The sequence below is a fragment of the Bradyrhizobium niftali genome (assembly GCF_004571025.1).
Classification (GTDB): Bacteria; Pseudomonadota; Alphaproteobacteria; order Rhizobiales; family Xanthobacteraceae; genus Bradyrhizobium; species Bradyrhizobium niftali.
Genome location: NZ_SPQT01000022.1, coordinates 134,303 through 160,810 on the forward strand (window position 1 = coordinate 134,303; position 26,508 = coordinate 160,810).

Genomic DNA, 26,508 nt, shown 5'->3' on the forward strand with positions numbered 1-26,508 from the left:
GTCAGCCCTCCCTGGCCGGCGATTGCGCGGCAAGCTTGATCGCCTCGCGGATGCGGACGTAGGTTCCGCAGCGGCAGATGTTGCCGCTCATGGCATCGTCGATGTCTGCATCGGTGGGATGGGCGTTGCCGGCGAGTAGCGCAGAGGCCGACATGATCTGCCCGGACTGGCAGTAGCCGCATTGCGCGACCTCATGTTGCAGCCAGGCCTTTTGTATTCTGGCGCCCGCGGCCGTCGCGCCGACCGCCTCGATCGTGGTGATCTTCGAGTCGCCGACACTATCGATCGTCGTGACGCAGGAGCGGACGGCAGAGCCATCAAGATGCACGGTGCAGGCGCCGCATAAGGCCATCCCACAGCCAAACTTCGTCCCGGTCATGCCCAGGACGTCGCGCAACGCCCAGAGCAGCGGCGTATCGCCGTCGACGTCAATGCTACGCAAAGTTCCGTTGATCGTGATGTCAAAAGCCATGCTACCTCTCCTGGGTTTTGCGCGAACCGGCGCGGCTTGCGGCCGCGCCGTCGCTGTTGTTGCCTCAGCTGCCGAGCTGGCCGACGTGGAAGCCGAGCCGGTTCTCGACGTCGCCGGCGCGATGGAAGCCCCGCGCCATCAGGGCTTTGATCCTGTTCTGGCTCCCGGGACGGCCGAGGGAAGCCAGGAATGCATCCCATTCGGGTCGTATCTCGAGATCGGCCGGCAGACTCGCGACGTCGACGAGACGCTTGGTCTCGGCAATGGCCTCCTTGTCGAATGACGCCATGCGCATCGCGAGCGCCTCAACAAAGCCGTCGAGTTCGGCGTCCGGCAGCGACCGATTGACGTAGCCGTAGCGTTCGGCGAGCTCGCCGTGGACATCGTCGGCGCCGAGCAGAACTTCGAGCGCGCGCCCTCGGCCCATCAGGCGTGGCAATCGCGCCATCGGGCCGCCACCGGGTACCAGGCCGGCGCCGACCTCCCATTGCGACAGGATCGCCTTCTCGCGGCTCGCGAAGCGCATGTCGCTCGCGAGCGCAAGCTCGCTGCCGACCCCAGTGGCGCGGCCGCGGATCGAGGCAATGGACACGACTGGCGCCCGGCTGAGACGCACGAGCATGTCGGGAAGTGCCTGCAGTCCGGTCGGCCCGGGGGGGATGCTCAAGGATTCTTCGAGCGGCGCGAGGAAGTCGTAATGCGTGATGAAGAACCCCTCGACGGCACTGTCGAACACGACGACCTTCACCTCCGGATCGGTCTCGATCGCGGTGATTACGTCGTTGAGCAGCGGAAGCTGCTTCGGGCCGAAGATGTTTACCGGCGGCATGTCGAAGGTGACGCGCCAGTATGTCGGCAGGCGCCGCTCGAGTCGGATCTGATCAGTTGCAAAGCTGCGCTCGGGACGATTCATGGTATGCACTCCTATTCTGTAGGTTGGGGAAGAAGGCCGCCGTCTCAGGTCGACCGGCGCAAAGGACGGAATGCGGTTCGCATTTCCGCACAGAACAGCTCTGGCTGTTCCCAGGCGGCAAAGTGGCCGCCCCTGTCGAGCCGGTTGTAGTGGATGAGCTTGGGATAGGCGCGCTCGGTCCAGCTGCGCGGGGCGGCATAGATCTCGTCGGGGAAGACGCTGACGGCAACCGGGATGGAGACGTGCTTCGGCTCGAAGAAGGCAAGCTTGTTTTCCCAGTACAGCCGTGCCGACGAGATCGCCGTATTAGTCACCCAGTAGAGCGTGATGTTGTCGAGGATATCGTCGCGGGTCAGGCCTTCGCTCTTGCCGTCGAACACCCGCGCAATCAGTTCGGCGCTGCGCGCGTCGTGATCGAGTATCCAGGACGCAAGGCCGGCCGGCGAGTCCACGATGCCATAGAGCGTCTGTGGCCGGTTCGCCATCTCGAGGGCATAGCCGAGGCCATGCTTGTAGAAGTCGTCGAGCTGATCATAGGCGTTCTGCTCCTCGGCCGAGAGACCGGAGGGCGGCGCGCCACCAGGCTGCAACGCCTTGGCAATATCAGCGGGCACGGTCGCAGGCATGTTGGTATGGATGCCAAGCAGTTCCGGCGGCGCCTGCAGCGCCATCTGCTCGGTGATCGCATTGCCCCAATCACCGCCCTGCGCCACGAAACGGCTGTAACCAAGGCGCCTCATCAGCACGACCCAGGCGCGCGCGATCCGCACCGGGTCCCAGCCCGTCGTCACCGGTTTGCCCGAGAAGCCATAACCAGGGATCGACGGAATGACCAGATCAAACGCGTCCGACGCGGACTCGCCGTGAGCTGTTGGGTTCGTCAAGCGATCGACGATCTTGAGTTGTTCGATGATCGAGCCGGGCCAGCCGTGCGTCACGATCATCGGCAAGCCATTGTCGTGCCGGGAGCGAGCGTGGATGAAATGAATGTCGACGCCGTCGATCTCGGTGACGAATTGCGGCAGAGCATTCAACCGCGCCTCCGCCTTCCGCCAGTCGTAGTCGGTCTGCCAATAGTGCACGAGCCGCTGGATTGTCGCGAGCTTCACGCCCTGAGATTGGTCGGTGACGATCTCGCTGTCGGGCCAGCGGGTCGCCGCAAGCCGCTGGCGCAAGTCGACGAGGTCTTCGTCGGGAATGTTGGCATGGAACGGCCGGATTGCGTTGCTCAAAGTTCCGGCCGCTGGATGAATGGGGAAAAGGCCGGCCACGCCTGCTGCAGCGATGCCCATGGCCGCCGTGTTCAAGAGTTGCCGCCGGTCGGGCTTGATGAGGTCGACGCTTGATTGTGCGTTCATTGCAGTTCTCCCTTGCTTCGTTCGATCGATGGGTGGCGTTCGCACTCAACGGGCCCGTGTTTGCAGGGACACTGTGATGGAGACGTCGCTCGTTTGCTCGTTATGGATTGTTAGGCGTCGTTAGCCGTTGCGAGTCCGCGGCGCGCGGTGATGTCACAAGCGGGCCATCGGCGCGGCATCGATGTTTGCAACGACGGCGAACGATTTCTTGGAAATGACGGAGAGGTGCATCGGCAGGTGACGCCGCCGCTTCACCTCATGGCAGGAAACGGCGCAGCCTCTGCAATTCAGGCCGGCAATGACTCACCAGTCTGCTCGCGAACCATGTAGTTCGTGTACCGATCCGACCAATTGTCATCGTGTGCGCCGATCCGCTGCACATGGACTCCATATGCGCAGCCCGCGGCCCACCGCGGTGCAGCGGCCAAAATCGCATGATCAACTTCGCGCAAACGAAGGAATAGTGCTTGTTATGGCTTGTTAGAGCCCGTTAGCTATTGCGGGCAGGACAACCATCTCGCTCAGCACGGAAAACGCCTGCCAACTACGCACCTGCGTCGCTACGATCTGCTCTGGTTCCAGGGCCGGCACCGGCCTAAAATCGAAGCTATTTCAAAGCGCTAACGAAGAAGTAAGCCATGGCAACGCCGCCTGCGCGACGCACTGAAACGGTCTCGTTTGGCCCGTTCCTCCTGGTTCCCGGCGAGAGATTGCTGACCAGGGATGGCGCCCGCATCGAGCTTGGCGCCCGCGCCTACGATATTCTCGTGATGCTGTTGTCCCGCCCGAACGAAGTGATCAGCAAGAACGAGCTGATCGCCGAGGTCTGGCCCGGCCTCAACGTCGAAGAAGGTAGCTTGCGCTTTCATGTCGCGGGCCTGCGCAAAGCGCTCGGCGAGGGAAAGGATGGCGCCCGTTATATCTCCACGTCCTCTGGTCGCGGCTACAGTTTTGTTGCAGCAACTTCACGCGCGAGCATTGCAGCCGCGCCTCCGCTCGCCCCCTCCCCAGGTTTTCATCATTACAATCTGCCGAGCCGGCTCGGCACCATGATAGATCGTGAGGAAGACCTTGAGAAACTGTCGCTGCGGCTCGATGCCGACCGGTTTGTCACGATCGTCGGCTCAGGCGGCGTTGGCAAGACCACGGTTGCGGTGGCGATCGCGCACCAGTTGCACACGAGCTTTGACGGCGCGGTGCTGTTCGTCGATCTGAGCATGGTGAGCGATCCTCGCTTCGTGACGACGGGCGTCGCGTCGATGCTGGGCCTCTCCGTCCAGAGCGCGGACGCAACGTCCAGCCTGATCGCATATCTCAGAGACAAGCGGCTTCTGCTTGTGCTCGATACATGCGAACATCTGATTGACGCCGTTGCAACCCTGGCTGCGGCGATCTTCGGGACCGCTCCGCAAGTTCACATTCTCGCAACGAGCCGTGAAACGCTGCAGGTCGAAGGAGAGAACGTCTATCGGCTGGAGCCGCTCGCTTATCCTCCCGAGGACGGTGAACTTTCCGCCGACGTCGCACGAACATTCCCTGCTACGCAATTGTTCGTCGAACGTGCCCTGGCAAGCGGCGCCAACTTGAAGCTGAACGACGCTGAAGCCGCGATCGTGGCTGACATCTGTCGGAAGCTGGATGGGGTAGCGCTCGCCATCGAATTGGCCGCGCGCCGCGTCCAGGTCTATGGCCTGAATGAAACAGCCGCCCTGCTCGACCAGCGACTCGGCCAATTATGGGCAGGCCCACGCACCGCCCCGCCCCGGCAAAAGACCCTCCAGGCGACGCTCGACTGGAGTTACAGCCTGCTCTCGGAAACAGAGCGCATCGTGCTGCGCAGACTGGCGATCTTTGTCGGAAATTTCACCCTCGACGCCGCGCTTGCAGTCGCCACCGGCAATGGTCTCGACCAGGCGGAAGTTTTTGAGGCCATCGACAGCCTGGTTGCCAAGTCCATGGTCGCAACGCGTTCGCTCGACGCCGTCATGCGCTATCGTCTCCTTGATACGACCCGGGCCTATGCAATCGGGCTCACGGCTGATGACGTCGAAACGGCCGCCCTGGCCATCCGTCATGCACGTTACTACCGGCAATGGATTGCGCAAGCTGCCACCGGATGGTCGTCGCTGATGTCCGGTACGCAACGCGCCCCCTATTTCGCCGGCGTCAGCAATATTCGCATTGCCCTGGAATGGTGTTTTGGACCAAACGGTGACCAGCCAACCGGCATTGGGCTCGCCGCCGCCGCAGCGCCCGTCCTCCTGGCGATGTCGCTGCTTCCGGAATGCCATCATTGGTCGCAACGCGCTTTGGCTGCCCTCGACGATCAGGTCTGCAGCAAGCCCGAGCAGATGCACCTGCAAGCCGGCCTCGGGATCTCGTCGATGCTTCTCCATGGAGAGAGCGAGCATGCGCGAGAGGCGTTGGACCGCAGTTTGCTGCTGGCCGAAGCGGAGCACGACGCCGCCAGCGAAGCGGGCCTGCTTGGCATGTTGCACATGTTCCACTTCCGCAGCGGCGACTTCAATGTCGCATTGTCGTTTGCAAAGCGCTGCCGGTCGCTCGCGGCCAGCGTCGACGATCCCGCAGCTCTTGCCCTGGCCCATTCCATTCTCGGACGCTCCCTCCTCATGATGGGAGACCTCCGCGGCGCGCGCACCGAGCTCGAGGCCCTTTTCGCAGATTGGTCGCCATCACAGCAGAGCGACACGATCTATCTGGTCCATGATCGTCATTTCCGAGCCGGCATCGCGCTGGCGAGAACACTTTGGATGCAAGGGCATCCGACCCAGGCCGTTGAGCGTGCCCGGGAATTCATCGACGCCGCCAGGCGAATGGATCATCCGGCATCGGTCACCGTTCTTCTTGCCTGGGCCGCGTCGATCTTTTTGTGGACCGGAGATTTTCACAGTGCGGAGGAGTATATCGACGGCTCGATTGCGATCTCCGAATCCTATTCCCTTGGACCACTGACCGCAGTTGGACGCGCAAGAAAGGCGCAACTTGCGATTCGGCAGGGCCGGAACGCGATCGCGGACCTTCGCGCCTCCCTCGCACAAATTCACGCAGTTCGTTACGAGCTGATTACCACCGAGTTCAACATCTGCCTCACGCAAGGCCTGATTGCCAGCGGGCAGCGCGATGAGGCAATGACCCAGCTGACCGACACGATTCTGAAGGTCACCAGCAAAGGCGACACGTGCTACATGCCGGAGCTGCTGCGCATGAAGGGCGGACTGCTCCGCGCGATGGCGCCATCTCGCCTTGAGGAAGCCGAAGCGTGTCTGGTGCAATCGCTTGAGCTCAGTCGCAGTCAAGGCGCACTCGGCTGGGAATTGCGCACGGCGACCGATCTGGCGGCGCTACTACTGATTGGAAAGGGCCTTCGCCAACCTGCAAAGGAGATTCTCCAACGGACATATAGTCAGTTTACGGAGGGTTTTGACACTGCCGATCTCCGTGCAGCTGAGCGCCTGCTGGAGCAACTGTCATGACGTCCGACCGCGCGCCAACGGTCGACCATGTCAAAGGCTACTGCGGATTGTGCATCGCGCGTTGCGGCACGATTGCAACCGTGGCGGACGGTCGGTTCATTCGCCTGGACCCCGATCCAGCGCACCCGACCGGAGCAGCCATTTGCGCCAAGGGTCGGGCGGCTCCCGAACTGGTCTACCACAGAGACCGGCTGACACGACCGCTTCGCCGTACCCGGCCGAAAGGCGACCCTGATCCGGGATGGGAAGAGATCTCCTGGGACATGGCGCTCGATCTGATCGCTGCCGCGATGCGGCGCACTGCTGCACAATATGGACCCGAAGCAGTTGCTTTTAGCATGTCGTCACCATCGACGACGGCCATCGCGGATTCCGCGCCGTTCGTTCGCCGGCTGATGAACGCCTTTGGCACTCCGAATCTGGTCTGGGCACTCGACTTGTGCGGCTGGGGTCGCGGCTTCGCCACGCGGTATGTGTTTGGGGTCGGCAGCGTTGCGACAGGAGGCGCTGGCGGTGCCATGCCGGACATTGCCAGAACCGGATGTCTTATCCTGTGGGGCTATAATCCTTCCTTTACCCGCATCACGCATGCGACTGCGACGGTGGCTGGCCTCAAACGCGGGATGAAGCTTGTGGTGATCGATCCCCGCAACGTCGGCCTCGCCAACAAGGCCGATGTATGGCTGCGGGTGCGCCCAGGAGCCGACGGCGCGCTCGCATTGGGTCTCGCGAACGTCATGATTCAGCGCGGTTGGTACGATCAGGAGTTTGTGCGCGCGTGGAGCAATGGGCCGCTGCTGGTGCGATCCGACACCAACATGCTACTGAAAGCCGAAGACGTGTTTCCCAATGCCGGCCGCGGGTCCTTCGTTGCCTGGGACATGCGATCGAGTTCCATTGTCCGCTATGATCCGGTCACCGGACAGTACGATCCGTCGCCCGGGCATCTGTCCTTACAAGGTGAATATGCCGTTGAAACGATCGACGGGGCCGTCAGTTGCCGTCCGGTCTTCGACCACTACGCCGGTCTTTGCAGGCAATACTCACCTGAGACGATCGCACGGACCTGCTGGATTTCTCCGGAGCAGCTGGCAGAGGCGGCGCGAACGATCTGGGTATCCCGGCCGGTCTCGTATTACGCGTGGAGCGGGCACGAGCATCACGCGAACACGACGGAGACCGCGCGGGCGATCGCCATGCTCTATGCCTTGACCGGCAGCTTCGATGCCCCTGGTGGCAACGTTCTACTCCCATCGGTCCCGACAGTGCCGATCACCGGGGAGGACCTCGCTCCGGGACTTGCGCCGGCCATCGGCGTCGCCGAACGTCCGCTCGGACCCGCACGCTGGGACAACGTATCGACCCATGACTTCTATCGAGGGGTTCTCGAAGGTGATCCCTATCCGGTGCGCACGCTGATTGGATTCGGCGCGAATCTGCTGCTTGCCCAGGCTGATCCTGTTCGCGGCCGCGCGGCACTTTCGTCGCTGGATTTTTATGCACATGCGGACCTCTTCATGAATCCGACGGCCGCGCTTGCCGACATCGTGCTTCCCGTCGCATCTTGCTTCGAACGCGAGGCTCTCAAGATCGGGTTTGAAATCAGCGAAGACGCGCAGTCTCACGTTCAATTCCGGTCGAGAATCGTGTCCCCGCCCGGAGAGGCCTTGCCCGACACCGACGTCGTCTTCGGTCTCGCCAAACGCCTTGGGCTCGAGAAGCGGTTCTGGAATGGCGACGTCGACGCCGCCTACCGCGAACAGCTTGCTTCCAGCGGGATCTCTCTCGAGCAACTCAGGGCCGAACCGGCCGGACGACGAAGCTCACTGACAGCGACCCACTATAAATACCAGGCACCGGACGAGCGAGGGAACGCGCGCGGCTTTCCAACTCCGACGCGAAAAGTCGAGTTCTGGTCGGAGACGTTCGCTGACCACGGCTACTCGGCGCTTCCACAATTTATCGAAACTGCCGTCTCTGGAACGTCGCAACCAGCGGACATGTTTCCCCTCATTCTGACATGCGCGAAGCCGAGCTTGTTCTGCCAAAGCCAACACCGCGCATTGCCGATCCTGCGCAAGCGGCTACCGTACCCGGAAGTCGAACTGCACCCGATGACGGCCGCCGCCAGGGAAATTCGGGACGGAGATTGGGTCGAGGTCAGAACATCGAGCGGCGCAATGCGCGCCAAGGCCCGCTTCAACGAGACATTGGACAATCGCGTCGTCGTCGGCCAACATGGCTGGTGGCAAGGTTGCACTGAACTCGAGATCGCGGGTTCAGATCCAACAGATCCAACTGGAAACAACTTCAACCTGACAGTCGATGCCACGATGCGTGACCCGATCAGCGGCACCCCATCTCACCGATTCAACATGTGCGACATCCGACTCCTGCGCAGTAATGCGCATGCAGGTTACCGCGGCATGGCCTGAGGCAGGTCTGAAGGAGTTGGCGCGCCGCGCGGAGATCTGCCGTGTCGGAGCCCTCCGTAAATCGCGCCAAAGTATTACTCAAATCAGAGAGCGCCTGAGCCGAGGCCCGCCCGGCAAGACGCACACGGCTGGTAGCGGCTCGCAATTTCCAGGAAATGGCCGACTGCCTCTCAGCCAGTTCCATCGCTGCACAAAAATCCTGCTCTGCACCCAAGCGATCACCGCCCCGCCCGCTGAGCTCGCCCCGCACGCGCAAAAGCTCTGGCATCTCCCAGCTGTCACCTTGGGCGGCAACAGCCTCGATGCGCGCCTGGATCGCGGAGAGCGCCTCCGCAGGTCGTCCCTGCGCCGCCATCCCCTCGACCAGCGCGATGGTGGCGGACCCGCTGTAAAGTTCCAGGCGGTCGGCAAGCATGCGAGGCAATGCAGGCTGCAGCAATTCGACTCCCTGATCCACCGCGCCGCGCGCAATGCACAGCTCTCCCTTGAGGGCGGTCGCGGCGGTGAAGAACGGTCCGAGCCCATGCTGGCGCGAATAGTCGGCCAGCCGGTCGGCGGCCTCCTCCAGGCTGCACAGATCTCCTGTCCAGCGGTAGACGCGCGCCGCAAAGCAGAGCCCCGCGCAGTACATCGCGAGATCCGGATTTGAGCCAATCTTCGTGAGACTGTTTGCAACCTCGACGGCCTGATCCGGAAGACCGAGCAGCCAGAGGTTGGTGCAGGACATGATCTGCGTGCCCCGGGGGTAGGCGAAGTGATCGATGGGCAGGTCCGGCATCGCAGCGTCCCCCGCCTCGCCCGCTTCCAGCTTCTCTCGGGCAAGCCGCTGATTCCCGGTCAGGTGATAGGCGACTCCGAGATAGGTTTGGGCACGAGCAACTGCGGCCGGATCTCCAATCACCGCGGCGACTGTGTCGGCCAGACGCGCCACCTCTAATAGACGCTTGCGCTCGCCCGTTCGGCGGTACAAAGCGTGAAGCCGGCTCAACAGTCGAAATTGGTTCTGCGAGTCACCCACAGCCTGCGCCAGCTCGAGCCCGCCGCGGAGAGCGGCCTCGCATTGCTGACTGTTTCGTTCCGTGAACATCGCCGCATGCCCGAACGCCCAGAGCAACTCCACTTTGGCGGCATGATAGCTCAGGCCGTCGCCGAGCGCGTCGATTGCGCGACCGGCCCAGACGCGACATTCCTCCAGCAGATTGAGTTCTACAAACAGCCGCGCACAGGCAGCTGCAAGCGGCGGACGAAGTTCAGCGCCGCGCGCATCGGAATAGGCCCAATCCAGCGCGGCGCGGGCGTCCGGCAAGAGTTCGGCGCGACGGCTCCAGCCCCCCGGACGCTGTCCGCCCGGCTCGTACGATCGAGGGGCTAAGGCCTCCAGCACATATCGCGCCTGAGCGAGGTGTGCGGCATAGGCCATTCCCGAAGCGCCAAGCTTGTCCGCCGCGTAGGCGCGCGTTGTCTCGAGCAGGCGGAAGCGCGCCAGACCAGCGTCAGGCCTGCTCGTCACCAACGACTTTGCGACCAGTTGCTCCAGATTGTCGAGAATGGCCCGCGCTCGCTCGGGCTGCCGGCAACAGCGCGCGCCCCCTGGAGTGTGAACGTGCCAGGAAAGACGCTGAGACGCTGCAGAAGGCTCCGCTCGGCTGGAGAGATGAGGTCATAACTCCAGTCCAATGCCGCGCTCAGCGATTGGTGCCGCTCCGGGGCCGTACGTCGCCCAGGCAAGGCAAGCCGAAATCGTCCTTCGATGAGTTCGTCGATCTCAATCAAGCTGTGCGCCGACAGGCGGCTCGCAACCAGTTCGATTGCCAACGGCATCCCATCGAGCTTGCGACAAATGCGAGCCACGACCTCGCCCTCACAACTGCTCAGGGCAAGGCTGCAACCTGCCGCGGCCGCGCATTCCGTGAAGAGCCGTGCCGACGAATATCGATTGATGTCCGATCCATCCGGAAAATCTTCCGGCGGTATTTCAAGTGGAGCGAGCTCAACCACAAACTCGCTCATGGCCTCGAGCGACTCCCGACTTGTCGCCAATATGGAAACCGCCGGTGCTTGCATGTGGATCGCCTCCGCAAGCCGCGCGACCGCGTCAACCACGTGCTCGCAATTGTCGAGGACCAACAGAAGCTCGCGGTCGCGCAACGCTTCGATCAGCCGACGCGTGGGGTCGCCAACCGGAATGAGCAGGCCGAGCGCAGATGCAACTGCGATTGCGACCAGATGCGGATCTCTGAGAGTGCCAAGATCGATAAACTGGACGCCGTCCCTGAATCTGGCGGCGGATTCATGCGCAAGCGTGATGGCAACCGTGGTCTTGCCGATGCCGCCTGGGCCGCGGAGGGTCACGAAGCGGCGCTCGGTCAGGTGCTCGGCAAGCATGACGACCGCCGCATCACGCCCGACGAGCCGGCTCGGCCTGGGAGGAAGCCCTTGAGCCCGCTGATTGGCCGCCAGATCACGCGGATTCGATCGCATCGGCATCGCCGCGTTGTGAACCGGAGCGACGAAACAATACCCGCGGCCGGGAACGTTGACCACGTAGGACTCGCCACCCTTGCTGTCATCCAGAGCGCGGCGCAGCTGGACGACATGGAAGCGCAGGCTGCCCTCGTCGACCGTCAGGCCGGGCCAAGCCCTCGCGATAAGGTCGGCTTTGCCGACGACTTCGCCGGCACGGTCAACCAACAGACAGAGCAGATCGAACGCGCGGCTGCCAAGGGGAACGGACGCACCATTGCGCTCGAGCAGGCGTTCCTTCGGAACAATGCGGAAGGGCCCGAAAGCAAAGGCATCCGGGGGAGCAACAGGCCGTGCAACTGGTTTGGTCGTGTCGCAGTTCACCAAGATCACCCATGCCCCTCAAGGCGGGGGCCCCTTCGATCAAATCGCCCGAAAATGCAGGCCACACAGTGCAGGCCCGATGCTTCAATGTCCTGACAGGCAGAGCCCGCTTATCCGATCGACCCAGCGCCGGGCGCGGGCGTCACAACTGTCACGCTACATCTCACCTCCCCGCTCGAGATACGTCTTCACCCACGCCATCCTGCGTAAGGCGGCCGGCTTTGGCTCGTTAGACGTTGCAAGATTTTGTTATGATGCAAAGCGATTGACGGTGTCCGCCTGACGCAACCGCATCACGTCCGAACCTCCCGAATATCCTTTAAGCCTTTCTCTTCTAAGCCCAATTTGACGCGTAAGACCAACGTTTGCGGCACCCATTGCACCGCTTCGGGGACGACAAGCTTGTCGCCAACACCATTGCTTCCGCGCTTGAGCTGTCTCAGCCGGGCAACTTTTTCTAGAGTTCTGTCGCTGGACGCAGCAGGCACTCGCGTCCCTCGAAGGTGCGCGACTCGGCAGCCGGGCGGAGATGCAGCTGCAGACTGCTCCTGGCATTGCGGTGATGTCTACGCAGGGCAATACGGGAAGCTGTACGCGCGGCGTCCACTCGCAAAGTCTAACAACGCATAACGTGCTAACAGCCGGCCTCCCGTACAGAGTGCCGCCATGAGTAACGAGGAACGTCACGAGTTCGAGCGAGTTCGCGCCGGCACGCATCGTGCTCGGCTGAAGATCCATCCGAACGAGGCAAAGGGCGAGAGTCATGGACATCTTGAGGCTCGAAAGGTTGGGCGCCCCCGTCGCCAGCGGCGGCCAGTTGATCACGGGACAGAACCCGCATTCGTCAGGTCCGGCCGCAAGCACACTGCTGGCGAAGCTGGGTGAGATCGGCACGGGCCCATGGGAGCACCACCTCCCGGAAGATCGCTCAGGGCCCGCTTCACATTCCCCAGGTGGAGACTGGCCCGCACGCTGGCTGCGAGCAGCGGGAGCCGCGCACTCTCCTTGCGAATTTGACTTGCGCGGGAGAGATCACATCACGGATCAGATCGATCAGATGCGCCGGCGGGTGATCGGCGTCAACGGGCCTGCAGCACAATGCTAACAGCGAGAGGTACGGATATGTCCGATTCCTACCCGGACGACTGTCCCACGGCCTTCAGTCTCACTCGCCGCCGCGACGTGTTGGTCGGCGGGCTGCTATTTGGCGCGATTGCCGCTCTGCCAACGCTGCCGGCCGTTGCAGCGCCGGCCTTGTGGTCCGATGAAGCTGCGGCGCGGTTCATGGAGATTTCATCTCTGCTGGTCCCCCACCGCCTGAAAGCAGAGATCGGAAGCCGCATGGGCGCTGCGATGATGGCCTTGAATCCTGCGCTGTTGCAGCAAATTGACGGCCTCCTTTCCATCGCCCGAGCTAAGAACGCGCGCGTTGTCGAAGACTTCTTCGCCGACGTACCAGATGGTCCGCTCAAAGATACTGCACTCGCGATCATTTCCGCCTGGTATCTCGGCGTCGTCACGGGCGCTCCCGACGCCGAGGTGTTCGCCTATGAGTACGCGCTCATGTACGGGCCGACGAGGGACGTCATGACCATTCCCTCCTATGCGATCTCGGGGCCGAACCGATGGACGGCCGATGCGCCTCCACTGAGCAACATGCCAGAATTTTGAATGCGATGCTCGCGAGCGAGGAGTTATTCAGATGGCAAACGACCACAGCGCGGACATCGTCGTCGTCGGAACCGGCGTGGTCGGTTGCCTGATCGCGCAACAGGCTGTTGATGCAGGTCTGTCCGTGTTGATGCTCGAAGCGGGGCCTCGCGTCGATCGTTGGCGAATCGTCGAGAATTTCCGCAACCTCCCGCCGAGCCTGCGTCTGTTTCACTGGAATGCGCCGTACCCGCCGAAGCCATGGGCGCCGCACCTCGAAACCCGCACGGCCAGCGAGCAGGAGCAGTATCTTCAACTGGAAGGGCCGAATGCCCGCGCCTATCTGCAGGGCTACGTCCGCTACGCAGGCGGCGCGACCTGGCACTGGGCCGGAATCTGCTGGCGTCTAACGCCCGAGGACATGCGCCTGAGGAGCCTGTACGGGGTCGGCCGGGACTGGCCGTTCGGCCACGAAATCATCGAGCCCTACTACACACGCGCGGAATACGCGATCGGCGTCAGCGGTCCATCCGACCCGATGTTGCAGTGGCCGACGAATGGAAAGCGCTCAAAGCCCTATCCCATGGGCCCAATTCCCTTCGGTCCGGGTGAGCATCGTTTCACAGAGGCCGCGGCGAAACTCGGGATGATCAACCTGCCCGCACCCCAGGCCCGCAACAGCGGCGTCTCCTATGACGGCCGGCCAGCGTGTTGCGGTAACAACAACTGTTTTCCAGTATGCCCGATCGCCGCGAAATATGATGCGGCGACGGCCTTACCGAAGATCGAGGCCAAGGGCGGAAAAATTCTGGCCAATGCGGTCGTTTATCGAATCGAGACGGACGAGAAGAACTCGATCCAGGCGGTTCACTTCTTCGATCCAGACAAGCGCTCGCACAGGGTGACCGGCCGGCTCTTCGTGATTGCCTGCAACGGCATCGAAACGCCAAAGCTGCTGTTGCTGTCAAAGGACGAACGCAACCCGAACGGCGTGGCGAACAGCTCCGATCAGGTTGGTCGCAACATGATGGATCAGCCGAAGCTCACAGCGGAGCTGGAGCTGCAGGAGCCCCTCTGGACGGGCGTCGGGCCGGTCCAGAGCAGCAGCATTCTCAATACCACGCAAGGTGACTTCCGCGGCCGCCATGCCGGCGCGATGTTCCGTATGGAGAATTTCGCCCGTAGTCCGCTCGGCGCGGCCGCCGCGCTGAAGAAGGGCCTGGTGGGCAAGGCCCTGGATGCAGAGATCCGGCGGCTTTCCGCCTGTACCGCAAGATTGACCGTCGAGCATGAGATCCTGCCTTCGGCGAATAACCGCCTGACGCTGTCCAGCCAGAAGGACTGGCTCGGCATCAATAAACCAAACATCCATTACGATGTCGGCGACTATGTGCGTCGAAGTGCCGAGGAATACACCGTACCACGACTGCGACGCCTGGCAGCCGAACTCGGCGCCACCAAGTTCCAGCTGTCTCCCGAATTTCTCAACAGCGACCACATCATGGGCGGCTGTATCATGGGGACCGAACCGGCGACGGTGGTGGTTGATACCGACTGTCGTGCGCACGATCATCCCAACCTGTTCTTGCCTGGCGGCGGTGCGATGCCCAGCGCGACGGCTTCGAACAGTACACTCACCATGACAGCGCTGGCGCTGAAGGCCGCGGACGCGATCGTCAATCAACTGAAGCACGGCTGACCATGAGCAATCCCAGCCCCCACCTCGGCGCGCTGCTCATCATTTTCGCTGCTACCGCGCTCGCCGGCAATTGTCGTGCAGCCGATCCGCCCCATCAAGCGGCCGCCGAGATCAAGCGCGGAGAATACCTGGCAATCGCCGCTGACTGCGCCGCCTGCCATACGGCACCTCGCGCCAAACCCTTCGCGGGCGGACTGCCCATCGGCACGCCGCTTGGCACCATCTATTCGACGAATATCACACCGTCGACGGATTTCGGAATTGGGCGCTACACGGAGGAGGAGTTTTCGCAGGCGCTCCGGCGCGGCATTCGGCGCGATGGCGCGAACCTCTATCCTGCGATGCCGTACACATCTTATGCCAAGTTCACCGAAGAGGACGTCCGCGCGCTCTATTTGTACTTCACCCGAGCAGTAGAGCCGGTCGAACAACGCCCGCCATCGACGAGCCTTCCGTTCCCGATGAATATCCGTGCCTCCATGATCGCCTGGAATCTGTTGTTCCTGGACTCGGGACCCTTCGTGCCGGACCGAAATCAATCGCCAGAATGGAACCGGGGCGCCTACCTCGTGCAGGGCGCAGCGCATTGCGGCACCTGCCACACGCCGCGCGGCCTTCTCATGCAAGAGGAGGATAGCCGTGCCTTGTCGGGCGCGCAGGTCGGGCCCTGGTACGCGCCAAACATCACGCCGGATCCGATCAGCGGCATTGGGCGCTGGACCAAGGAAGAGCTCATTGCGTATCTGCACACGGGACACCTGTCCGGAAAAGCGCAAGCAGCCGGCAGCATGGGCGAAGCGGTCGAGGATAGCTTCCAGCACCTTGCTGCCGCAGACCTCGACGCTATCGCGACGTATATCAAGACTATCCCGGTCGTTCGCGATCCGGCCGACCGGGTTTCCCGTTTCTCGGCCGGGAAGATGTCCTCCGCGCTCGCTCAGTTGCGCGGGCGTGACGGCATCAGGTCCGATAGCGAGTCCGATCCCGGCGGCGCGGAGCTCTTTCAAGGCAATTGCGCCTCCTGCCATTCGACTGAGGGTCAAGGCAGCAAGGATGGCTACTACCCGAGCCTGTTCTCGAACTCGGCCACCGGAGCGAGGAACGCGACCAACCTCATTGCGACCATCCTGTATGGCGTAAACCGCACCACGTCGGAACGACAAGCCTTCATGCCGGGCTTCGGCGGTCACCCGACCGACGCCAATCCGCTCAGCGATCGCAACATCGCGGCGCTGGGCAACTACGTGCTCACGCACTATGGGTCGGCCGATACCATCATCACCGAACAACAGGTCGCGGAGGTACGCTGGGGCGGCCCTTCCTCGCCACTGCTCGCGCTCGCCCGCGGAGGCATGGCAGCCGCGGCGGTCATCGTGCTTTTGGGTGCGGCCCTTTTTATCATCCGGAGGCGAGGAGCTGCCGCCTGGCGTGCCAAGCGGACGGCGCCATGCACATAGCGGGTACAGTCGATCGAGGCTTCTGTTCCGGATCGAGAGTACGGTGATCGTCGTGAGGAGCAACACGATGGGACGCTTGTTGTCGGTCAATGTGGGCTTGCCGCGGGACATCGTCTGGCAAGGTAAAACCGTCCATACCAGCATCTGGAAAACGCCGGTCGAGGGGCCGCGCATGGTGCGCCGGCTCAACATTGACGGCGACGGACAAGGGGACCTCGGCGGCCACGGCGGTGAGCGGCGCGCCGTCTATGTCTATCAGCTCGACTCCTATCGGTATTGGGAACGCCACCTCGGCAGGAACGAGTTCGTGTACGGGCAGTTCGGAGAAAATTTCACCGTCGATGGCCTGCCGGATGCAGCGGTCTGTATCGGAGACCGGTACCGGATCGGCGGAGCCGTATTCGAGGTGACGCAGCCGCGCGTCACTTGTTACCGGCTCGGCATCCGCATGAACGAGCCTGAAATGGCCGCGCTGCTGGTCAAGCACGGCAGGCCGGGCTTCTATTTCCGCGTGCTGGAGGAAGGCGAAGTGAGGGCCGGCGACGAGATCACGCTCGTCGCGTCCGGGCCCGAACAGATGAGCGTGTCCGAGATCGACGCCCTGCTCTACCTGCCCGGCCACCCGGCCGCTCGACTGGAGCGCGCACTGCGCATCCCTGCACTGAGCGCCGGCTGGCACCGCTCTTTCGAGGCCTTGCTGAAGCAGGAGCGCAAGGACGGTGCGGCGACGGGAAATGCCGGCCTCGGTCTCGCATCCAGCACGGCACCTCCGTGGCGTGGGTTTCGTCCGCTTCGCGTGTCTCGCAAGGAGCGCGAGACGCGTAACGTGATTTCGCTGGTGCTCGAGCCCACAGACGGGCAACCCATCGCCGCCGCTCTGCCCGGACAATTCGTCGTGTTGCGGCTGGGGCCGACATCTGCTTCTGCGCTGATGCGCAGCTATTCGCTGTCCGGCGAGCCTGGCACCGCGTCTTATCGCGTGAGCGTCAAACGGGGAGCCCATGGTGCGGCCAGCACCTATATCAACGATGAGCTGAAGGTCGGCGACATCGTGGAGGCCAGCGCGGCGCGCGGCAGCTTCACATTGCGGCAAGGCGACACGCCTGTCGTCCTGTTGAGCGCCGGCATTGGAGTCACGCCGGTGCTCGCGATGCTCCATGCGTTGGCGGCCGAAGCAACGACGCGAGACGTCTGGTGGCTGTACGGAACCCGCAGCGGCCGCGAACATCCGTTTGCCAACGAGGCGCGCGAGCTGCTGGCGGCGCTCCCCCACCGCCACAGCCGGATCTGCTACAGCTCTCCGGATCCGGCGGATCGCCCCAATGTTAATTTCGACGTCCGTGGCCGCCTGGACATGCGCGTGCTTGAGCAACTGAATCTGCCGCGCGATGGTGATTTCTATATTTGCGGACCGACCAGCTTCATGAGCGATCTGTCGGCAGGCCTTGCGGCCTTGGGCGTCGCCAAAGATCGCATCCACACCGAGATATTCGGCCCCGGCCCCTCCAGCCCCCCGGGCATTGCCGCTCCGCCACGCCGCCCGCCGCATGTACCGGCGGGACCTCCCGGCTCGGGACCTACGGTTTCGTTCGCGCGTTCCGGACTCAATGTCCGCTGGGGGCCATCCTTTCAGAGCTTGCTCGAGCTGGCCGAGGCTTGCGACGTCCCGGTGCGATGGTCGTGTCGAACGGGGGTGTGCCACAACTGCGAGACCGGGCTGGTGGCGGGGCAGATCGGCTACCACCCGGATTCGGTTGATGCACCGGCAGACGGCAATGTGCTGATCTGCTGCTCGCGCCCCGAAGGCAATGTCGTGATTGACTTGTGACCGGAGGCCGCGCGACTGCACTCAAATAGGGAGAATTCAAATGCGATCCGACATGACGCAGGGAGCCGCTTTCCCGGACTATGAGCTGAGCGACCACACCGGGAAGCATCGCAAACTCTCCGAGCTACAGGGACAGGATCCGATGGTGGTCGTGCTCGGCCGGGGCGGCTACTGTCCAAAGGATCGTCGTCAGGCCGAAGGGTTGCTGCAGCTCCATCGCGAGATGGAGGTGGGCTATTGCCGACTGGTCACGATCACGACCGACAATATCAGCCAGACGAATGAATATCGGAGCGGTGTAGGGGCGCACTGGCCCTTTCTCTCCGATCCACGACGCATCGTTCAGAAGAACCTCGATATCGCGGAATATACCGACCCAGCCCACAATCCGATGATCCCGCACGTCATCGTGCTGGAGCCGGACCTCATCATTTACAAGATCTACGACGGCTACTGGTTCTTCGGACGCCCCACGATGGAAGAACTTCGCCAGGATCTGCGTGCTGTGAGCAGAAAATGCCGACCGGACTGGGACATCACGGCGCTCGAACTTAAGGCTGCGTGGCAGCAAGGCCGCAAGGAGCTCTTCCATCCGTATGGAAAAGCCAATCTTCAAACTCTCAGCGAGCAGAATTAGAAGGAGACGGAGCCGGCCGCTCCGGTTGTGGGGCACAGGTCGGCCTAAATCCGCTCACCGCCAATCCGGTTTTGGTTTCGCAGCAAGCTGTGCCCTACGGCGACGGGCAGACCAGATTGTCCGTTTTGCTCGCGCTAATATCCTATTCTACGACGAGCAGTAATCGACCTGCATTATCGGATCTGAGCGCTGTATCGATGGGGTGAAGATGTAGAAATAACGGAAAAGTCGCACAGCAATCTGACCGCGCCACGTCCTTCCACAAAAAACGTCGCACGAGATCCATTTTGCTCTCGGCGATCACTCCGCGAAGGTCTTGGAAAATAAGGATTTTCCAATGGTGGGCGCACCAGGGCTCGAACCTGGGACCCGCTGATTAAGAGTTCGCTTTGCTTGCCCGTCGAGGCGTCGACGATCGTGCGGGGCGCTTGTTGGCCCCCACTTTCCCGGCGATGCCGGCGAGCACAGTCTGCCAAAAGAATCCGTTCTGATAGGCAAGCAGGAAGTCTCCCATCGACTCCGGATTTTGGTTCGTAAGGGCGTAGATCGAGTTGAATATCAGCGGCGAAACGAATAGCGCGGCAATGAACTGAAAATCGTTGAAGATGGATCGCAGCGCCGGGCCGACGGCCGTTATGCCCTGCCCCTCCTGCTTTGCTTTCTCGAATACGAAGCTACTGAATATTCCTGCGATCATCAGGATCGCCGCGCGTCGAAGCCCTTGCCGTATGGAGAAAACTCGGCCGGCAGCGAAGTACCGAGGTGATCGAGCGTTTGCAGCCCCCAATATAGGCGACACACTGGACACCTGGGGATGGTGCCTGTGCAACGTCCGCAGCGCGCGGCCTTCCGGGCAGCTTCTCAGCTCTGTGAACCGGTGCGACCGGCCCCGATCCGCCATCTTTCCCAACCGCGTCGCCGTAAGTTCACTTTTGGACAGACTGCCTCAACGGTTCGTCTCAAACTGACGATGTTCATAGCTGGCGATTGCCAAGCGGCGCGACCCGGCAGTCCTTCAGGGTTGAGGACCAGCGGGTCTCTTCGCATTTAGGTTGCGATATTTTCCCGGTCCGATGCGACAGGATTCCTTGCGTTGTTGGGACTCACAAAGCCAGCTAGTATTGTTGAATTGATTTGTTGAACGCTGTTTCCAGTCGGAGTATTTCCATGGCTAGGCGAGCAGTATCCCGTGATGATTTTAAAGGCTTGTTCGCGCTCTTTGCATTCGCGGCGCAACACAACGAAAACCACAACGGTGCGTCTCGGCTGCTCCACCTGTTCGTGTCCAGCCGATATATTCCTGATGATCTTCTCGATCTATGGTCAGAGTGCGCCGAGGCAACTGGTCCTGAAACTATGGGCGAACAACTCTGCCTGCGCGCTCACGCGGTGGCTGACGGCAGTTCGAGCTACGACCATGCCAGCGCATTTCTGCATGCGTTGCTCAAAGCGCTCGATCAAACACAGCACTGAGCCTTCGACTGACCCCGCGCCTGATCGCTCCGGACGACTACACCGTTCACGACGACGGCAGCCGCGTTCGGCCGCATCCGAGATGACCAGTCTGCTTGGCGCGAAGGACCAACACCAGACTCACGGAATGCGGCGGAGCTATTATTCAATCACCTCGTCGGCCCGTACCAGCAACGAGGGCGGCACGGTAAGACCGAGCGCTTTGGCCGTCTTCATGTTGATAATGAGGACGAATTTGGTTGGTCTCTGTACCGGGAGGTCCGCAGGTTTGGTACCCTTGAGGATCTTGTCTACATAGTCGCCCGCGCGGCGGAATAAATCGGCTGTATCGGCCCCGTATACCGATAATCCCCCGTTAGCATAATGTCGGAATAAGTAATTTGCTGGCAGGTGATACTTAGCCGCGAGCGCGATAATCCGCTGCGCCTGGGCATAGGTGAGCGCATCTCCAAAATCAATGATCGCATCGGCTTGTTGGGCGGTGGCCGAGGCAAAGGCAATGTCGAGTTCTTCTGCCGTGGTCGCCGGAACGAGAGGCAGAGCCACGCCGAGGCTCCGGGCTATGCGCGGGATCTCTTCCGCGAAGTACAGCTTTTGCAGTGGATTGTCTGGATTGACCAAGACTGCGATTTTGAAAGCGCCGGGAACAAGTTCTCGAAGAATTTCGAGGCGTTTTGCGAAGAAGTCGTCGGGAACATTGGTCGTCATGCCCGTTATGTTGCCACCTGGTCGCGACAGGCTTTGTACGAGGCCGAGTTGCACGGGATCAGCGACACCCACGAATACAATGGGAATAGTGCCGGTCGCGGATTGGAGCGCTAAAGCTGCTTGCGGCCCCGGAGCGATCAGGATGTCGGGGCCGAGGGCCATCAACTCGGTGACGGAATCTTTTAGTCGATCTGCGGGTTGAGAAAACCGATACTCGATGCCCAGGTTTTTTCCCTCCATCCAACCTAGGCTTCGCAGCGCATCAAGGAACGCAAGCTCGGCTTGATTGAGGGCCTTCCCGCTTCCATCGCCTATGGCGAGAAAGCCGAGCCGACGACGTTTACCCTGCCCGTGCGATGGGCGGGGCGAAATGAACAGCGCCGCAGTTCCCGCAATGAACTCTCGCCGCTTCATTCCATCCTCTTAGCAGCCTGAGGACGACGACCAAACGCACGATACCACCTCTTGACCGTCGGTGCAGGTCACTTTCTGACCTCGACTGCAAACGCCCTCTCTTCTGCTAGGGGTCATTCGCGTCGATCTGCTGCCACAGGGCCGGTTTAGAAGGAAGTCGGGTTTTAGGAGCTGCCTCGGGTATTGGGCATTTTTTGTCGGCGAGCTACTTCTCTCCCGACCTTTTGTTTCAGGCTCATGTACGTGATGAACCGTATCAGGCCAGCGTCAGCCACGGCGTAAATGGTGCAAGGTAATCTCCGGCGGGCAATTGAGGCGCACGGGAACAACGCTCGAGCCCGCACCAACGGAGGTATAGCCGATCATATCTCTGTACTGCCAAGGCCCAGCCCCCATCCGTCTTGGCAGCACTGCCTCGAGCTTGATGGGAATGGATCCGGGGAGACAAATCTGACCGCCGTGGGTGTGTCCGCTCAGCATCAGATCGAAGTTGGCATGCGCAGCCTGACGATAGACCTCCGGTGTGTGAGACAACAAGATCGAGAACTCACCGCGGGGTATCGAGAGGGCGGCTTTTTCGATGTTGTCCACTCTGAAGAAATGTGCATCGTCGATTCCCGCCAGATAGATCCGTTGGTCCTTGCGAACGATTGGTTCGCATTCATTGAGCAGCACGCGAATGCCCATGGCTTCGAGCCCGGGAACCATCTGAATCGTATCGTGGTTGCCGAGCACGGCATAGATTGGCCGTTTCAGATGAGTTGCCACTCGCGCGACACCATCCAGCGCGGGCTGGAACGGCCCAACAGTCCGCCCCCGATAATCGCCTGTTAGGACGCACACATCGTACTGCATGCTGCCAACCAGCTCGACGAGCCTGTTCATGGCAACTTCATTCATGTCCACGTGAAGGTCGCTAACGTGGAGAATGGTGAAGCCCTCAAAGGGGGGCGGTAGTGTCTTGAAGCTCATTTCGTTTCGTTTGACTAGAATGCGTTCTGCATTCTGTCGTGCACGCCAGTAGAGCCCCGTTGCCTTCAGAACATTTCGAATGATCCACTCGGCCCAAGATGAGTTTTCAAGGTGAAAAAATGTGAGGCCCTGGCCAAATACCTGAGCTTCGTGATCTCTCTCAATCCCCAATCGCTGCCGGGCATGGAGCGGCCCGAGACGGATCTCGAGTTTGCGCAGAATTTCTTCGTCCACCAGCTAGTCCTTTTGAGCGGCCTTAACCGTGTGATCGAAAGCTCCACGGAGCGTCGCTGCGCGTATTGAAAGTTATGGAATGATCCAGACGAGGTCCGCTCCGGTGCACTCAGCGGACAAACAAAGTTGTAAATCTGAACGTCAGCGGTGGGCCAACAGGCGACATGGCACACCACAGCAAAAACATCCCGGCGATTGGCCGGGATCGATACTTCACGCCTTGTTCGTAAACCAAATCGTTGGAGCTCCCGCCACTCCCGCATTCTGCATGGCATTCTTCAATTCAGCACTCTCCGCGAAGGCTTGCGCAGCTTCAATCGTGGCAAACTCGTGAGTTACTGTGATGTCATTGGGATTTTCGACTGCTCGGTAGACAGCCTCGGCTGTTACGCCCTTCGCCTTCTGAACCGGAGCAAAATCGTCGTAAGCCTTCCGCCAGGTCTTGTAGTCGGAAACCGTGTGTCTAACAAACATAGTCGTCATCAGACGTTCCTCCCTGACTGGTCGTAACAATCTTTCCACGAACGCTTGAAACAGCACTTCCAGTAGCACCAGCATAATACTGGCCACGGCTTGGAGCTATTCGTTTCCGGGTTGCACTGATGCCAACGTTGGCGTGATGTCCGATCACACATCCCGCCGCGGCGCCGAGCTTGCCGTGTCCGGCCATGTGGCCAGCGACCCCGCCGACGATGGCGCCCTTGATGCATCCTTTGGCTTCCACCGGCGAGGCCAAGGCGAGTGCGGACAGGCACGCAATGGCCAAGATCGTTTCGCACGAGCATAGCCCCGCCTTTTGGGGGCTTGGGGCGGGGCCACGCAGGCCGCGCTTGCGCGCGAACCTGCTGGCCCAACCGGGGCCGACCGGGCTCGTTCCCTTTGGCGCACCTCGGAAGGTTCTTCGTGCGCGAATATTGAAGACTCCGGCTGCGGACGGCGTATGATCGGCCGCGGGGATTTGAGGGATGACTGCCTCGACCAAAGAGCGTCCGATGTGTCCTGTGTGCAAGCACCGGATGGCGTTGGCGCGCATCTCTCCCGGCCCCCGCGGATTCGATGAGCGCACCTTCGAGTGTTCGACTTGCGAGCGTACCGAAGTGGTCCGCTTCGCCGTGGATCCGATGCAGACGGACGCGGTCGGCTGGCTCGCCGGTGAGCTGAAGCCGCCAAACTGAAATTCGCTGTAAGGGGGGTGGCGTGATGGACGAGGACTTTTGCAAGGAACAGACGCAACGCATTCGCGCTTTGGCCGAGCGGGCCGATCCCTTCACCAGGCGCCGCCTGTTGGCATTGGTCGGCCGATACGCCCCCAGGGTGGCCGGTCCCTTGAAGGCTGCGGAGCGGCCCCTGCCAGTGCGCGCCACGCCGCCGGCGTCGATCCTCTCGGGGTCGGGCGAGGCGTGACCAGCGCCATCGAAGTCCGGTGCGACGCTTGCGACGGCGTGGTGTCCCTGCCCGCGTGGGAGTCCGACCCTGGCCGCAGGACCTATCCGGGCCGCTGCGTGAAGTGCGGAGGCAAGGGCCGTATGCCGGCGAAGTCCGAGTGAGGTGCGGCTGTCCGGATGGACCTTCGCGTCGACGTACGCTTTCGTGCCTTCGACAAACGCTTGGATGAGGGTGCCCGGAACGAATCACACCTCCCGGCGCTTGAATCCTGACTCGTTGTACATGGCACCTATGAATTGAGGAGGCGAGAATGGTCCTGATAGGACTTGGCGCTCTGCTCGTTCTTGGCGGAATCTTGTACATGGCACGCGCTACTATTTGGCGGGGATCGCTTAGTCGGCCCACTGGCGATACATTGGAGCCGACGCGGCGCGGCGTGGGATTCTTGGGGGTCGGAGCGAACTGGCCGGGCATTGTCCTTATGGCAATCGGTGCCGTTCTGTTGGTGTTGGGGGCCGGCCTCTAGCCTCAGCCACCCGCCGAGCTGCCGGCCTGGGCCATTTCAATTTGCCACCTTGCTGGTTTCGTGACGACGGTAAGCCGTTGTATTCCAGTCAATCGACCAAAGGCCGGAATTCCGCAAGAGCAGCCCTCGGTCCGCTCAGGGTTAAAAGCGTCGTTCTAGTCGCCTTTAGTCACTTCCGGTCCGCCCGGATTGACGGACCATTGGGGACCCGCCCATGGGCATCGCGTGGGGGTGATCCTTGGGCGGTCCAATCGCGTACCGCCTATTTTCATGTGTGCTACCTAGTTCTGTAGCAAGATGGTCAGGAGAAGCCGATCATGACTGACGATCAGGTCAATCTCGTCGTTCAGCACCTTTGCGAGCAATTGCACTTGGCCCTCCGATTGAAGGGTAGCGAGGCACATCCACCAAACGCCAAGGATATTGGATTTGATCCTGCCTCTGTAAGAACTGTATTGCTGACCGGGTTACGTTCGGCGGGTGTCACGATCCACAAAGAGGCAGCCGGGGCGAGCGAAGAGCCGCCGTGTTCCTAAACGCAAAACGCGGGACAGAAGCCCCGCGCCAATGTCTCAGTTGGGTCAAAATGCGAAGAACTCAACCTGAGCAAATTTGGTCTGCCATGCCTCGGTGAGCGGACCTCGGTGAGGTGCGCCGCCACTTCGGTGATGGGCCAACAGCTGCCCTTCCTCCGCGCTCAGCTCGTGACGTTTCACCGCGCCCAGCGCACGCCATTTTGAGATAGACTGGAACAGCCTTAGCGCTGAAGACGAGAGCCGGGAGGAGCCCATGGATATCGGGGCCTGGCTGTGTGATCTGGGGCTGGGACAGTACGAGCAGGCGTTCCGGGAGAACGACATTGATGCCGAGGTCCTCATGGACCTAACGGCCGAGGATCTGATCGGGCTTGGGGTCGTCTCGATCGGCCATCGCCGCAAGCTGCTCGCCACCATTGCTGCACTGCGCGCCGGCTCAATGTCGGCTACCACCCTTATTCCGGCCGTACCTACCGCCACCTCTGGAAACGCTTCGCTTGCACCCGAGGCCGAGCGCCGCCAACTCACCGTGATGTTTGTTGACCTGGTCGACTCGACCGCGCTCGCGGCACGGCTCGATCCGGAGGAAATGGCCGAAGTCCTGCGGACCTATCAGAGCGCGGTGGCGGGCGCGATCGGAAGATTCGAAGGGCATGTGGCGAAGTACATGGGCGACGGTGTACTGGCCTATTTTGGCTATCCGCGCGCCCACGAGGATGAGGCCGAACGCGCCGTGCGGGCCGGCCTCGCCGCGGTCGCGGCGGTACACAGCCTGGGATCGGGGCACGGCGAAACGTTGGCGGCCCGTGTCGGCATCGCGACCGGGTCGGTGGTTGTCGGTGAGTTGATCGGCGAAGGCGCGGCGCGCGAGGAGACGGTGGTCGGCGACACGCCGAACCTCGCGGCGCGCCTGCAAACCCTGGCCGAGCCCGGCACCGTGGTGATCTCTGCCCGCACCCGAGAGCTGATTGGCGGGCTGTTCGAGCTCGCCGAGCTCGGCCTGCAGATCTTAAAGGGATTTCCTGTTCCTGTGCGCGCGTGGCGTGTGGTCGGCGAAGGTGCCGCCGAGAGCCGGTTCGAGGCGTTGCACGGCGCGGGCCTGACACCGCTTGTCGGTCGTGAGCATGAGATCGGCCTGCTGCTTGAGCAGTGGGAGCGCGCCAAGGAGGGTGAGGGCCAGGTGGTGCTGCTGTCGGGCGAGCCTGGCATCGGCAAGTCGCGCCTCCTGCGCGCGCTGCGCGGGCGACTTGAAGATGAGGCGCATACGGCCCTGAGCCACTACTGCTCACCGCACCATCAGACCAGCCCGCTGCATCCGGTGATCGGGCTGTTGGAGCGGGCGGCAGGATTTGCCGCGGATGACCCCGCCGCAACGCGGCTCGACAAGCTCGAGGCGCTGCTTGCGCTCTCGAGCAATGATGTCAGCGTGGTGGCCCCGCTGCTCGCAGCATTGCTGTCGCTCGAGACCG

Annotated in this window: 22 protein-coding genes; 12 read left to right on the plus strand and 10 right to left on the minus strand. The window is 61.8% G+C overall.

The annotated features are described in order from the left end of the window. Position 1: 1 nt before the first annotated feature. The 3 genes from E4K65_RS31625 to E4K65_RS31635 all read right to left on the minus strand — a co-directional run bounded on the left by E4K65_RS31625 (position 2) and on the right by E4K65_RS31635 (position 2,743). On the minus strand, positions 2 to 472 hold the full coding sequence (locus E4K65_RS31625; RefSeq protein ID WP_135177450.1) for a (2Fe-2S)-binding protein: 471 nt from the start codon (positions 470 to 472) through the stop codon (positions 2 to 4). 64 nt (positions 473 to 536) lie between these two features. Beyond that, entirely contained in the window at positions 537 to 1,385 is an 849-nt protein-coding gene (locus E4K65_RS31630) for an enoyl-CoA hydratase/isomerase family protein (protein WP_135177451.1), read from the minus strand. A gap of 44 nt (positions 1,386 to 1,429) precedes the next feature. Beyond that, on the minus strand, positions 1,430 to 2,743 hold the full coding sequence (locus E4K65_RS31635; RefSeq protein ID WP_135177452.1) for an epoxide hydrolase family protein: 1,314 nt from the start codon (positions 2,741 to 2,743) through the stop codon (positions 1,430 to 1,432). A 638-nt stretch (positions 2,744 to 3,381) separates the two neighbouring features. On the opposite strand from E4K65_RS31635, the gene E4K65_RS31640 reads away from it, so the two are divergent. Further along, positions 3,382 to 6,237, plus strand: coding sequence for an ATP-binding protein (locus E4K65_RS31640; RefSeq protein ID WP_135177453.1), 2,856 nt, complete (start codon positions 3,382 to 3,384; stop codon positions 6,235 to 6,237). Beyond that, positions 6,234 to 8,672 carry a molybdopterin-containing oxidoreductase family protein gene (locus tag E4K65_RS31645; protein WP_135177454.1) on the plus strand — a complete coding sequence of 813 codons (2,439 nt, stop codon included), beginning with the start codon at positions 6,234 to 6,236 and terminating at the stop codon, positions 8,670 to 8,672. The genes E4K65_RS31640 and E4K65_RS31645 overlap by 4 nt, the downstream gene beginning before the upstream one ends. Here E4K65_RS31645 and E4K65_RS31650 read toward each other — a convergent pair. Both E4K65_RS31650 and E4K65_RS31655 read right to left on the minus strand, forming a co-directional pair. After that, positions 8,608 to 10,092, minus strand: a complete 1,485-nt coding sequence (locus tag E4K65_RS31650) for a hypothetical protein (RefSeq protein WP_135177455.1) — start codon at positions 10,090 to 10,092, stop codon at positions 8,608 to 8,610. The two genes, E4K65_RS31645 and E4K65_RS31650, sit on opposite strands and share 65 nt — an antisense overlap. Positions 10,093 to 10,178: 86 nt before the next feature. Then, the gene (locus tag E4K65_RS31655; protein WP_167771299.1) at positions 10,179 to 11,519 is read right to left on the minus strand and encodes an ATP-binding protein; all 1,341 of its coding nucleotides are present in this window, start codon (positions 11,517 to 11,519) and stop codon (positions 10,179 to 10,181) included. Positions 11,520 to 12,641: 1,122 nt separating this feature from the next. Here E4K65_RS31655 and E4K65_RS31665 point away from each other — a divergent pair. The 5 genes from E4K65_RS31665 to E4K65_RS31685 all read left to right on the plus strand — a co-directional run bounded on the left by E4K65_RS31665 (position 12,642) and on the right by E4K65_RS31685 (position 18,790). After that, entirely contained in the window at positions 12,642 to 13,190 is a 549-nt protein-coding gene (locus E4K65_RS31665; protein ID WP_235885796.1) for a sugar dehydrogenase complex small subunit, read from the plus strand. 31 nt (positions 13,191 to 13,221) lie between these two features. Further along, positions 13,222 to 14,868: a GMC family oxidoreductase gene (locus tag E4K65_RS31670; protein ID WP_135177458.1), complete on the plus strand. Its 1,647-nt coding sequence runs from the start codon at positions 13,222 to 13,224 to the stop codon at positions 14,866 to 14,868. 2 nt (positions 14,869 to 14,870) lie between these two features. After that, positions 14,871 to 16,325: a cytochrome c gene (locus E4K65_RS31675; RefSeq protein ID WP_135177459.1), complete on the plus strand. Its 1,455-nt coding sequence runs from the start codon at positions 14,871 to 14,873 to the stop codon at positions 16,323 to 16,325. A 67-nt stretch (positions 16,326 to 16,392) separates the two neighbouring features. Further along, a complete protein-coding gene (locus tag E4K65_RS31680; protein WP_135177460.1) occupies positions 16,393 to 18,153 on the plus strand; it encodes an MOSC and FAD-binding oxidoreductase domain-containing protein in 1,761 nt (586 codons plus the stop codon). 40 nt (positions 18,154 to 18,193) lie between these two features. Further along, entirely contained in the window at positions 18,194 to 18,790 is a 597-nt protein-coding gene (locus E4K65_RS31685) for a redoxin domain-containing protein (protein ID WP_209312104.1), read from the plus strand. Between the two features lie 376 nt (positions 18,791 to 19,166). On the opposite strand, the gene E4K65_RS31690 is transcribed toward E4K65_RS31685, so the two are convergent. Then, a complete protein-coding gene (locus tag E4K65_RS31690) occupies positions 19,167 to 19,487 on the minus strand; it encodes a hypothetical protein (RefSeq protein WP_135177461.1) in 321 nt (106 codons plus the stop codon). A gap of 470 nt (positions 19,488 to 19,957) precedes the next feature. On the opposite strand from E4K65_RS31690, the gene E4K65_RS31695 reads away from it, so the two are divergent. After that, on the plus strand, positions 19,958 to 20,263 hold the full coding sequence (locus E4K65_RS31695; protein ID WP_135177462.1) for a hypothetical protein: 306 nt from the start codon (positions 19,958 to 19,960) through the stop codon (positions 20,261 to 20,263). Positions 20,264 to 20,404: 141 nt separating this feature from the next. Here the strand turns inward: E4K65_RS31695 and E4K65_RS31700 are convergent, their stop codons facing one another. From E4K65_RS31700 to E4K65_RS48905, 4 genes are all read right to left on the minus strand, one after another. Continuing rightward, entirely contained in the window at positions 20,405 to 21,385 is a 981-nt protein-coding gene (locus E4K65_RS31700) for an ABC transporter substrate-binding protein (RefSeq protein WP_135177463.1), read from the minus strand. Positions 21,386 to 21,652: 267 nt separating this feature from the next. Next, complete coding sequence (locus tag E4K65_RS31705) at positions 21,653 to 22,591, minus strand: metallophosphoesterase (protein WP_135177464.1); 939 nt, start codon at positions 22,589 to 22,591, stop codon at positions 21,653 to 21,655. A 213-nt stretch (positions 22,592 to 22,804) separates the two neighbouring features. Then, the gene (locus E4K65_RS31710) at positions 22,805 to 23,074 is read right to left on the minus strand and encodes an antibiotic biosynthesis monooxygenase (RefSeq protein WP_135177465.1); all 270 of its coding nucleotides are present in this window, start codon (positions 23,072 to 23,074) and stop codon (positions 22,805 to 22,807) included. Then, on the minus strand, positions 23,055 to 23,360 hold the full coding sequence (locus E4K65_RS48905) for a hypothetical protein (protein ID WP_235885797.1): 306 nt from the start codon (positions 23,358 to 23,360) through the stop codon (positions 23,055 to 23,057). The genes E4K65_RS31710 and E4K65_RS48905 overlap by 20 nt, the downstream gene beginning before the upstream one ends. A gap of 196 nt (positions 23,361 to 23,556) precedes the next feature. On the opposite strand from E4K65_RS48905, the gene E4K65_RS31720 reads away from it, so the two are divergent. From E4K65_RS31720 to E4K65_RS31740, 4 genes are all read left to right on the plus strand, one after another. Then, entirely contained in the window at positions 23,557 to 23,766 is a 210-nt protein-coding gene (locus E4K65_RS31720) for a response regulator (protein WP_135177467.1), read from the plus strand. Between the two features lie 25 nt (positions 23,767 to 23,791). After that, a complete protein-coding gene (locus E4K65_RS31725) occupies positions 23,792 to 23,995 on the plus strand; it encodes a hypothetical protein (protein ID WP_135177477.1) in 204 nt (67 codons plus the stop codon). Positions 23,996 to 24,820: 825 nt separating this feature from the next. Continuing rightward, entirely contained in the window at positions 24,821 to 25,039 is a 219-nt protein-coding gene (locus E4K65_RS31735) for a hypothetical protein (protein WP_135177469.1), read from the plus strand. A gap of 253 nt (positions 25,040 to 25,292) precedes the next feature. Continuing rightward, positions 25,293 to 26,508 (plus strand): adenylate/guanylate cyclase domain-containing protein (locus E4K65_RS31740; protein ID WP_167771300.1); only part of this gene is annotated, 1,216 nt, incomplete at its 3' end.